At 61.5% G+C, this 4,270-nt stretch carries 4 protein-coding genes and 1 pseudogene; all 5 read right to left on the reverse strand.

What is annotated here, in order from left to right; genetic code table 11:
• A partial coding sequence (locus JWR14_RS31385) for an L-iditol 2-dehydrogenase (protein ID WP_299717175.1) occupies positions 1-652 on the reverse strand: 652 nt, incomplete at its 3' end.
• A 140-nt stretch (positions 653-792) separates the two neighbouring features.
• On the reverse strand, positions 793-1,917 hold the full coding sequence (locus tag JWR14_RS31390) for an ROK family transcriptional regulator (RefSeq protein ID WP_299717177.1): 1,125 nt from the start codon (positions 1,915-1,917) through the stop codon (positions 793-795).
• A 108-nt stretch (positions 1,918-2,025) separates the two neighbouring features.
• Positions 2,026-2,790: an SDR family NAD(P)-dependent oxidoreductase gene (locus JWR14_RS31395; protein WP_299717179.1), complete on the reverse strand. Its 765-nt coding sequence runs from the start codon at positions 2,788-2,790 to the stop codon at positions 2,026-2,028.
• Positions 2,791-2,881: 91 nt separating this feature from the next.
• Positions 2,882-3,610 (reverse strand): SDR family oxidoreductase, encoded by a 729-nt coding sequence (locus JWR14_RS31400; RefSeq protein ID WP_299717181.1) that lies wholly within the window; start codon positions 3,608-3,610, stop codon positions 2,882-2,884.
• A 25-nt stretch (positions 3,611-3,635) separates the two neighbouring features.
• Positions 3,636-4,270: pseudogene (locus tag JWR14_RS31405) on the reverse strand (sugar ABC transporter permease); the annotation flags it as partial.

Genomic DNA, 4,270 nt, shown 5'->3' on the forward strand with positions numbered 1-4,270 from the left:
CGGCTTCTCCGACAAGACGCTTCTTCTCGCCAAGCGGACGATTTTCGTAGCGCGCGAAAAGTGCATCAACGTCCTTCCACATCGGTGTATCAATCACGCCCGGTGCAATGCCATTCACATTGATGTGATGAGGCGCGAGTGCCAAAGCCGCTGACTGGGTGTAACTGATCACTGCAGCCTTGCTCGCGCAGTAATGCGATACCAGCGCCTCACCGCGACGTCCAGCCTGCGAAGCCATATTGATGATCTTTCCCCCTCCTCCCTGTTCCACCATTTGCTGCGCCACGCGCTGCATCAGAAAGAACATGCCCTTCACATTCACCGCGAAGACACGGTCGAATATCTCCCACGATTCATCCAGCAACGGACGCATGTCAAAGATCGCAGCATTATTGAAAAGGATGTCGACGCGCCCGAATCGCTCGAGAGTTGTGCTGATAATTCCCTCAATGCCTTCACGGGTCGTGACGTCGGCCCGCATAAGTACGATCCGCTCCGCCGGTACGTCGCTATACGTTTTTTCGAGGTCGGCTTGTGGCTTTACGTCAATGACAACGACCTTTGCACCTTCATCCAGATAGCGGCGCACAACCGCTTCGCCGATCCCGGCCGCTGCACCTGTCACAACCGCAATCTTGTCTTTGAGTCGCATGTATTTCTCCTGTCAAAAAATTGTGTTAAAGGGACGGCCGATTCAAGCCTTTCCACTCTTCTAAACTCTGCCGGCAATCTCCCGCAGGCGCTGCCGTTGGCGATGGCGATGGCCTTTCCTTGATCGACTTATTGGTGGTGCTAGAACAGATTGCCGTAGAGCGGCACGGTGGCCGCTCCGAGGGCGGATGAGAGATCGCTTTTCGCGCGGCCCGGATGAAAAGCGAGGCGCTCCGGGCGACCGTTCATCTCGTACCCGACTGCTGCATCGCGCGCTTTCTCAATCAGGCGCTGCAACAACGGCGGCGGCAACAGTCCGTTGATGATGATGTCGGACACGTCGACCACATTGGATACGCTGGCGAGCACCCGGCCCAGGTCCGTGCCGGCCTGTTCGACCCACTGGTCGAAAGCATCGCTGCGCTTCGCATAGAGCGCCGTGAGATCGAGTTCGGCAACCCGCTCATGCCCGAGAGCGTGAGCCAAACCGCGCAAGGACACGACGGTTTCGAGGCAGCCCCGCGCGCCGCAGAAGCAAGGCTTGCCATCTCTATAAGCATTGACGTGGCCGATCTCACAGCCGTTGCCGGTGAGGCCGCGCACGGCCCGGCGATTCATTAGCAACGCACCACCCAGACCATTGCCAATAAAGACATGGATGTAGCTGCCCAAGCGCCGGCCATCGCCGAACCAGTATTCGCCCAGACCTGCCGCAGTGCCGTTGTTCTCGATGTGGATTTCATGGTCGACCTGCCGGCACAGGGCCTCGCGGAATCCGAAGTTGCGCCAGGCGGGGTATTCGGCTGACTGGCAGACCAGTCCGCGCACGTTGTCTATCGCGCCCATCACCGAAACCCCCACGCCAAGGAGTTTGCCGACATGGCGTGGATGGTCGCGCAGGCCGTTGTACAACCGTGCGAGCACACGCACCGCACTCGCGGGATCCTCGATCGACAACTGTTTGCGCGCTTGGTGAATCACGTTGCCGGCTACATCAACCAGCACTCCGGTCGCGAACTCATGATCAAAGTGAAGTCCGATCGTAGTCGCATAGCTTGCGATGATGCGCAGACGGCGCACCGGCTGGCCCGTGGTCCGTGCCTCGCGCTCAGCCGACTCTTCAACGGCGCCATCCGCAATCAACGCTGCGACAATATTAGTAATTGTCGCAGCGGTCAGGCGCGTAGACGCCGCGATGTCGGCGCGCCCGATGCCCGGGTCCTGCCGGATGGCTTCGAGCACGAGCGCCCGATTGAGATCGCGCACGCGAGGCCCGTTGAATCCTTGCTGATGTCGGGATGGCTTGTTCGGCACGCGAATATGCTCCGTTGAGGTTGAGCCCTCTGCGGGCTTGCAGTTTGAGGACGACAGGTTTCAGCGCGTCGTATATCCACCGTCGACGACCAGCACTTCGCCGGTCACATAACTGGCGGCCGGCGAACACAGGAACAGCGCGGCGGCAGCGACTTCTTCAGGCTGGCCGACACGCGCCATGGGGGTCATGTTGCGCCAGATGGTGAACCATTCGTCATTCTCAATGCCACCGCGCGACATGTCGGTTTCGATATAGCCGGGCGCCACCGCGTTCACGCGAATGTGCTCTGCCGCCAGTTCGCTGGCCAGGCTCTTCGTCATCATGTGGACAGCGGCCTTCGAACTGTTGTAGGCGACCTGGTTCTGAGGAATGTTCGAGACGATACCGGAGATGGATCCAACATTAAGGATCACGCCGCCGCCTTGCGCGCGCATCGGCGCGAGCACCGCCCGGCATCCGCGGAACACCGCGTCCACGTTCAGGTTCATGATGCGGCGCCAGCGCGCTTCGTCGAAGTCGCCGCTGTCGCCGTGAATCGCCACGCCGGCGTTGTTGACCAGTACGTCGATGCGCCCGTGGCGCTTGAGCACCTGATCAACGAGTTGCTGCGGCGCCTGTTCGTGCTCCAGGTCGGCTGCGATGAAGTCGACCTCGTAGCCGGCTTCCCGCAGGCTACGTTCAGCTTCGGGCACCGGGCTGCGGCTGCTGATGACGAGGCGCGCGCCTGCTTCGCCAAAGGTGTGTGCGATGGCCAGGCCGATGCCGCGCGTGCCACCGGTGATCAGTGCAACTTTGCCGTCGAGGCGGAATTTTTCAAGGGTCATGGTGAGTCTAGTGAATTGGTTGGAAGATCGATTATTCAGCAACACCCTTCGGCGCAGGGACCGGTATACCGAGCCCTCGCCTGCCAGACGATCAGATATCGACGCTATTTGGAAGAATCACGAGATCGCGAATCGTCACGTTCCGTGGCCGCGTCAGCATGAAGAGCACAGCGTCGGCGACCTCCTTGGGCTGCATCAGGCTGCCCGAGGCGAGTGCCTCGTCCATCTTCGCCTTCGGCCAGTCGTCGAGCAGCGCCGTGACAACCGGGCCCGGAGCCACTGCGCCCACCCGCACGCCATGTTTGGAAAGCTGGCGCCGGATCGTGTGGACGAAGGCCTGCACCGCGAATTTGGAGGCGGTGTAGATCGGCTCCCACACGACCGGGACGAAGCCCGCCACGGAACTGGTGAAGATGATGTCGCCCGATTTCTGCGCGACCATGTGCGGCAGCACGGCATGGACCGATCGGAACGCGGCGTTGATATTGAGGTTCAACATGCGATCCCACTCGTCCGGATTCCCGTCCAGTACCTCACCGCCAACATACGCGCCGGCGTTCGCATGGAAGACATCGAGGCCGCCGGCAAGGTCGAGGATCTTCGGCAGCATCGCGGAAACCTCCTGCGGCTGCAGCAGATCCACGACCAGTGGAAACGCGTTCGGCCCGAGTTCCGCGCACAGTTGCGCGAGCCTGTCCTTTGCCCGGTCGATCAGCACTACCTTTGCCCCTTCCGCAATCAGTGTGCGCGCGCACTCCAATCCGATACCCGACGCCGCACCGGTGATGGCGGCAACCTTTCCCTTCATCATGTCAGTCATTTACTGCTCTCCAAGTTTGCTGGATTTACGCACGGCCATGCGAGACGCGAGACTGCCGGGCAAGCGAGTCGACGATCACCGCAATCGCCAGCACCGCGCCGGTGATCATGAAGCGCAGCGAAGACGACAGGTTCAGCAGCGTCAGGCCGCTCGCGATCGACTGGATTACGATAATACCCAGCACTGCTGAATAAGCGCTGCCGCGTCCGCCAAAGAGACTGGTACCGCCAATCACCGCCGCTGCAATGGCGTTCAGGTTCACGTCGCCGCTGCCGGCCTGCTGGCTGGCCGAGGCGAGCCGCGCTGCAGTCAGCACGCCGCCAAGCGCGGCAAAACTGGCGCACAGCACAAAGGCACTCATATAGATAGCGCTGACATTGATGCCTGCCCGCCTCGCGGCCTCATGGTTGCCACCGACCGCGTTCATCGACCGGCCCCAGCGTGTCCTCTTGAGCGCGTAGTCCATCGCAACCGCGAGGCCGAGGAAGACGCCGAACATCAGCGGCACGCCGCGTCCCTGGTTAAGGTACGCGACCACGACCTCCAGCAGTACGGTGATGGCCAGGCTGCGCACGAGCAGGCTGCCCACCGAGGGTGCAGAAAGATTGGACGCGCGGCGCCGCTCACGGGTGCGCATCCCGAGCAGCATCATCACGGCGC

It is taken from the genome of Caballeronia sp. (assembly GCF_028292365.1).
Lineage (GTDB): Bacteria > Pseudomonadota > Gammaproteobacteria > Burkholderiales > Burkholderiaceae > Caballeronia.